The sequence below is a fragment of the Micromonospora inaquosa genome (assembly GCF_003857055.1).
Classification (GTDB): Bacteria; Actinomycetota; Actinomycetes; order Mycobacteriales; family Micromonosporaceae; genus Micromonospora; species Micromonospora inaquosa.
The window spans coordinates 1-6,170 of sequence record NZ_QGSZ01000279.1; the positions used below are offsets into that span (position 1 = coordinate 1).

General features: G+C 70.0%; 5 protein-coding genes. All 5 read left to right on the top strand.

All coding sequences use genetic code 11. The features are described 5' to 3' along the window. The first annotated feature begins 1,213 nt into the window (after positions 1-1,213). The gene (locus DLJ59_RS25840; RefSeq protein WP_124775368.1) at positions 1,214-2,881 is read left to right on the top strand and encodes a ParB/RepB/Spo0J family partition protein; all 1,668 of its coding nucleotides are present in this window, start codon (positions 1,214-1,216) and stop codon (positions 2,879-2,881) included. Positions 2,882-3,033: 152 nt separating this feature from the next. Then, the gene (locus DLJ59_RS25845; protein ID WP_148096968.1) at positions 3,034-3,450 is read left to right on the top strand and encodes a hypothetical protein; all 417 of its coding nucleotides are present in this window, start codon (positions 3,034-3,036) and stop codon (positions 3,448-3,450) included. Between the two features lie 62 nt (positions 3,451-3,512). Continuing rightward, the gene (locus DLJ59_RS25850; protein ID WP_244236230.1) at positions 3,513-4,646 is read left to right on the top strand and encodes a DUF932 domain-containing protein; all 1,134 of its coding nucleotides are present in this window, start codon (positions 3,513-3,515) and stop codon (positions 4,644-4,646) included. Between the two features lie 83 nt (positions 4,647-4,729). Further along, positions 4,730-5,152 carry a hypothetical protein gene (locus tag DLJ59_RS36455; RefSeq protein WP_158630911.1) on the top strand — a complete coding sequence of 141 codons (423 nt, stop codon included), beginning with the start codon at positions 4,730-4,732 and terminating at the stop codon, positions 5,150-5,152. Between the two features lie 49 nt (positions 5,153-5,201). Next, positions 5,202-6,170, top strand: a 969-nt coding sequence (locus DLJ59_RS25855; protein WP_158630912.1) for a DUF2637 domain-containing protein, incomplete at its 3' end; no start/stop codon positions are given.

The window sequence follows — 6,170 nt, forward strand, 5'->3', positions numbered from 1 at the left end:
GACAATTCGGTCGCGGGGGCAGACGGCACAAGTGCAGCTGGGTATCGGTGTCCCATGCGACGGGACTGACACGCCGAGTTCCTAGTACTCCAACTGTGGACTATCGGGGAAAGTACTGATGGCCGCCGAGGACGACCTGGACCAGGTGGCGGACCGACTCGACCGGGCGGCGGGTCGTGCTGCGGACTCAGTGCGGACTGAGAGTGTTGGTCCGGACCTCGACGCGGTTCGCCCGGGTCGTCGGCAGCATGGCTGACCAGGGAAAACGGCTGGTGGGGCGGGCGGGACTCGAACCCGCGACCGAGGGATTATGAGTTAGACGCCAGCCAGGCTTGATGGTGATCGGCAATCGGCAGGTGTGTCTATCTGTCCAGGTGGACATGCCTGCCGCTCCTCGGCTGTACGCGCACGTGTCACGGCGTCCAAAGACGTCCGGGCTCACAGCGGGCTCACGGTTTGGCGGGCTCCGCTTCGGACCCAAATCCTCGACTACCCGAACAAGTTCCGCACCACCACGGAGCCCGTCGGCGTGCCTGGCGTTGTTTGGCCGGGGCTGCGGTTGCTGGCCCTCGATCATGGCCGGCCACGGCTGGCCGCTGCAAGGCCCGCTGTCCCAGCCGTTCAGTGCCTCGCAGGTATCGCCGGATGGGCCTGTACGGGTCGGCGCCGATCGGCCGGCCCGCCGGATCGGGCCAAGGATTTTTCCCAGAGCTCGTGTATGCCTTCCGCACAGAATCGGGTCACTGCGAGTTAGCGCGCGTCGCAGCAACGACCAGCAGCATCCAATGCTGTTAGACACTCACCCCGGGCGACGGGGACACGTCAGCGGCGGCGGGCTCAAAAAGCAGGACCTGCCGATCCACAAACGTGGGGCAGGTCCGCCTTCCGACCGTAGCACCCGCTGACCGCGCCCAAGTTCGGCCCGGCAGACCCCCGGTGATAGCGGCGTGCCTTCGCGCAGCTTCGTCGTTGACGTTGACCTGCACTCGGGCGGGAGGCCGCGGGTGCGGTTGCTGACCCTCGATCCTGACCGGCAGCGGCTGGCCCCGCAAGGCCCACCGACGCAGCCGCGTCTGCGCGTCGTACGGAGCGTGGGTGGGCCTGTGCGGGGCTGCGCCGATCGGCCGGCCGGGCGGATCGGGCCAGCACCGCCCACCCGGCCGTTCCCGCGCCGGGTAGGGCGTCCTTTTGGTTTGGAAGGACGTTCTCTGTAATGACGACCACTCTGTTGTCCCGACCCGGATCGGACGAAATCAGCATCGCCGAGGCCACAGCCTCTGCGGACCCTGCGGGCCCTACACTCCGGGCCCAGTACCTCGACCCTCGTGACCTGGTCGATAACCCGCGTAACCTCCGCACGGACGTCGGTGACCTGAGCGACCTGACTGCCTCGATGACGGTTGTAGGAGTCCTCTGCCCGTTGGTAGCCATCCCGGCTCCGGACCAGCCGAACGCGTTTCAGTTGATCATCGGGCATCGCCGGAAGTACGCGGCGATCGAGCTCGGCATGGAGCATGTGCCGGTATGGGTCGCTTCCGACGAGGGCGCGGCGGCGCAGATCGTCGCGCAGCTTGCCGAGAACGGCCACCGGGTGGGGCTGACCCCCACCGAGGAGGCTGAGGCGTTCCACCAGCTGACGTTGCTGGACTGGTCGCCCGAGCAGATCGCCACGGTGCGGGCGATCCCGACGGCCAAGGTGAAGCAGACCTTGAAGCTGCGGGAGTTGCCACAGGCGGCGCGCGGAGCCGCCGACGCCGGCACCCTGACACTGGAAGACGCCTCCGCGCTCACCGAATTCACCGAGGATCCGGCTGCCCTGGATCGAATCCTGAAGGGCACCGGGTCGGGTTGGGGATTCCGGCACGCCATCGCCGCCGAGCGCTCGAAGCGGACCTTCGCGGCGGCGAAGGAGCGGGCGAAGGCGGAGTTGGTGCTCGCCGGGGTGAAGGTGACGTCCAAGCCGAAGGGCTACCCCTACAGCGGTACGGCCGTGGCCGCCACGCAGCTCGCCGACGCCAACGGCAACCCGCTCGCCCCAGAGATGTTTCCCACGTTGGCGGGGCTCGCAGCGTTCGTTGAGAAGATCGGCGACCATGCCCAGACGACTTTCTACTGTGCGGAGCCGGACCGGCATGGCTACCAGCGCCTGAGCTACGGCAGTCGTCGGGGCGTCACGGAAGAAGAACGTGCCCGCCGGGAGGCAGCCGAGCAGGCCCGCGCCGAGTACCTCGCCGGTCTGACAGTCGCGGCGGAGGTACGGCGGGAGTTCTACCGCACCGCATACGGGTCGGCGCGGGCGGTGAAGCGGCTCTTCCTGGAGGCGCTTCGGGCCACCGTCGTGGACGGGCTGCGGTTCCACGACGTCGACGGCCTGTACGCAACTCTTGGTGGCGTAGACGGTGCCGCAGCCGCGATGGCTCGGGAGGACAAGCTGCGCCGCTGCCTGGTGGCGCAGTGGATCTGCGTCCAGGAACGCAACCTCGGCTACGCGGCCCGCGACGAGACATGGGCGTTGGATGACGAGGCGGCCGTGGCGTGGCTCGACCAGCTCGTCGCCGACGGCTACACCCTCTCCGAGACGGAGACGACGCTGCGGGACTCGCTCGGCCGTGACCCGCAGGACGAGCTGCCCAACGACGAAGACACCGACGAGTCCACGGCCGCAGACGCCGAGGATCCCGACTTCGCCGATGTCGATGCGGAGACCGAGCAGGCCGACGGCGTCGCTGCGGACGACGACGTGCTCGCCGCACCACACACCGCGCAGGAGCCCGAGCCCGAGGCAACGGGCCCCGAGGCCGATGACCTCTCGGACGCCGATGAACTGGCCGACGTCGAGGAGCAGACCTTTGACGACGAGCCCGTGAGCGGCGAGTCCTGATCTGAAGATCCGCTATCGGCGGGGGTCCACGCATTGCGCGTAGGCCCCCGCCGACTCGCGTGCCAACCCGACACCGCAGCGGAGCGAGGTCACTCACCGCGCCAGCTCTCGACATTTCCGATTGGAGCCCCGTGTCCACTGACGCCGACTTGGTGTCCGAGGTCGATGACCCTGAGCGCCGTCTGGCGCTGATCCGCCAGCGGGAGATCCTGCTGGCGTTCGAGGAGTACGGACCCGGCTATCACCGGGTCACCGGCGACGGCTGCCGGTACGTCGCCGAGATCGTCAACGCCACCCCCGCCGAGTGGGAGTGGATCTACGCCCATGCCCGGACCCATCCCGAGGTGCTGATCCAGGCTGGGCCGGCCCGCAACCCCGTGCAGTGGCGACAGCTGCGCCGCGAGCAGGGCGAAGCGGCGTTCCGCGCCGCCGACGCCGCGTTCACCGCCGGCGACACCCAAGCCGCCCTTGACCTCCTCGACGAGGCCCACGCGCTCGGCGCCATCGGACCCGAGCAGTGGGAGCGACTACGCCTAGCCGTCATAACCACCGCTGACGGGGCCCGCTGACTCCCTCAACGAAGTCCCCACCCCCCGACTCTCCTCGAAGGGACCCATCCCTCATGTCTTCGATGATCACTGTTCCGGCGCACCGCAACATCGACCTCGACCAGCTACGCCGCATGCTCACCGACCAGTCCACCCGGGCCCTGGACGTCAAGGCCGGCGCCGGGCGGATGCGCGCCGTCGCCGGCAACCTCGTCCTGGACGGCACCGAGCCGCAACTCGGCCCGGAGGGGGTGACGATGACCTCCGGCACGTACACAGTCAACGACGTCGCCACCGCCGGCCTCGCCGACAAGCTCGGCATCCCCGTCGCGTACCTACGGCGCCTCGCCGCCGAACACCCCGACCTGTTCGACGACAACGTCAACGGTTGGCTTGCCCGCGACCCCCGCAGCTTCCTCATCCGCTGCCTGCGCAACGACACTGGCGGCGGCATTGTGCGAGCGGTCCTGTCCGACCGATACAACCGCATCGACAACCTCGATGTCCTTTTCGCCGCTCTCGACGGGATCCGGCGCGCGAACGTGCGGGTCCAGTTCGCCGGCTGCGACTTGACCGACCGGCGGATGTACCTGCGGGTCTACTCCCCTCAGGTGCAGGTCGCCGCGCCCCGCCTGCTGGCCCGCTACCGGTCCCCGTTCGACGGCCGGGCCGGCTCCGAACTGCCGATCGTCTCAGCCGGGTTCCTGATCTCGAACTCGGAGACCGGGGCGGGTGCGTTCAGCATCGCTCCGTGGGTGCGCTTCGAGGTGTGCCGCAACGGCATGGTCATCCGCCGCAACGCCCTGCGTCGTACCCACATCGGCTCCCGCATGACCGGCTCAGACGGGGTCGTCACCGCCTCCGAGGAGACCACCCGCCGCACCCTCGACCTGATCACCTCCCGCACCACCGACGCGGTCACCGCCTTCCTCGACGCCGACTACATCGCCGAGGTTCTGCGCGAGCTCGACACCGCCGCCGGCACCCCCGTCACCGACCCCAACGCCACCCTCAAGATCGTCGGGCAGCGCTTGAAGTACTCCGAGGAGCAGCAACGCGACATCCTCGCCCACTTCATCGCCGGTGCCGACCCCACCGCCGGTGGGGTCATGCACGCCGTCACCTCCGTCGCCCAGACCCTTTCCGACGCTGATGCCGCCCACGGTCTCGAGGCCACGGCCGTCCAGGCCCTGCACCTCGCCGCCACCACCGCCTGAAACCACCTCTCTCGCACATTCGCGCGCCCGGACCCATTCGCAGGTCCGGGCGCGCGCCGTGTACTCGCCCAGGAGCCATCCTCATGAACCACACATCTCCTCGCTCCCGATCCGACGACGCCCGACAGCAGGACACGGAGCCGTTCGTGATCATGGATTGGATGCAGTTCCGTCTCGCCGTCGGCGCGGCCCTGGCGCACGGTCCTGCCCGCGTCGACCGAATCCTGTTCACCACGGACGGACCTGCGCTGCTCACCGTGGTCGGCGACGACGGGGCCGTGTATCAGCTGACCTACGACGTCAACCGGGCGCGTACGTGGGTCATCGCTGTCCAGGCACCCGGCGAGGTCCGGCGGCCGGTTCGCGGCGCGGCCTGCGATGAGGTCGGGTTCCGTCTCGCCGGCGGCCACCCGCACCTGGTCTACGAACTCCTCGCCCGCGCCCACCACCCGACGACCATCGTCCGCGGCACCCTGGCGGACTTCCCTGCGCAGGGGCCGCGGTGACTCCCCTCGACAGCTACCGCGATGCCGTTGGCGAGAGAGGGCGGGTCCGGTGAGCGTCGACCTGGAGGCCGTCGCGCACCTGGCGAGCCGCGACCGGCGACTGGCCCGCCAGGTCCTCTCCGCCCAGCAGGCCCAGGCCGCCGAGGAAGCGAGGATCGCCGCCGCTGACGCCGCGATGCAGCGTCAACTCCAGGCAGCAGAGCGGCGGCAGCACCTCGCCGCCCAGACCCGCGCCACCCAGCGCCGCGAGGCCGAGGAGAGAGCCGCCGATCAGCGGGCCCGCCGCGAGGCCCGCGCCCGCGCCGCCCGGCAGCGGGCAGCGCGTTGGCGGCACCGAGCCGCTTCGCTCGTCGGGTACGTGCGGGGGCACGCCGATGACGTCTACGCCGCCACCATGTACCTGCTGGCCGTCGGTGGCGCCGTCTACGGACAGATCACCGCAGCCCAAGCCCGCGGCTGGCCGATGCTCGCTGGGATCGTCGTCGCCGTCGCGATCGAGGGTCTGGCACTGGTTATGGCGCTGACCGCGCAGAAGATGCGCCTCGCTGGGGAAGCCGCCCGCACCCCACGCGCCCTGACCTGGCTCTGCGCCGCTATCGCCGCCGGCATCAACTACCTCGGCCACCAACATGCCAGCCGCGTCGGCGCCGGGCTCCTCGCCGTCCTGTCCCTCGCCGGGATCGTGGTCTGGGAGATCCGCAGCGGTGCCCGACACCGCGTCGAACTGCGCCGCCGCAGGCTCCTACCCGATCCGCCGGCCGCGTTCGGCTGGCGCCGCTGGCTCCGATACCTGCCCAGCACCGCCGCAGCCTGGTCCGTCGATGTCCGCGACCGTGTCAGTCCCCGCGCCGCCTACCTGCTGCGGAGGGCCGCAGCCGAACGACAGGCCCGGCGGACTGCCGCGAGGCGCAACCAGATCCGCCGGCTGGCACGCCGCACGGTCCGCGTCGCATCCCGGCGGGGTGACACCGGCGCGGTCCTCGCATCTCTGACCTGGCTCGCCGAACACGGCACCAGC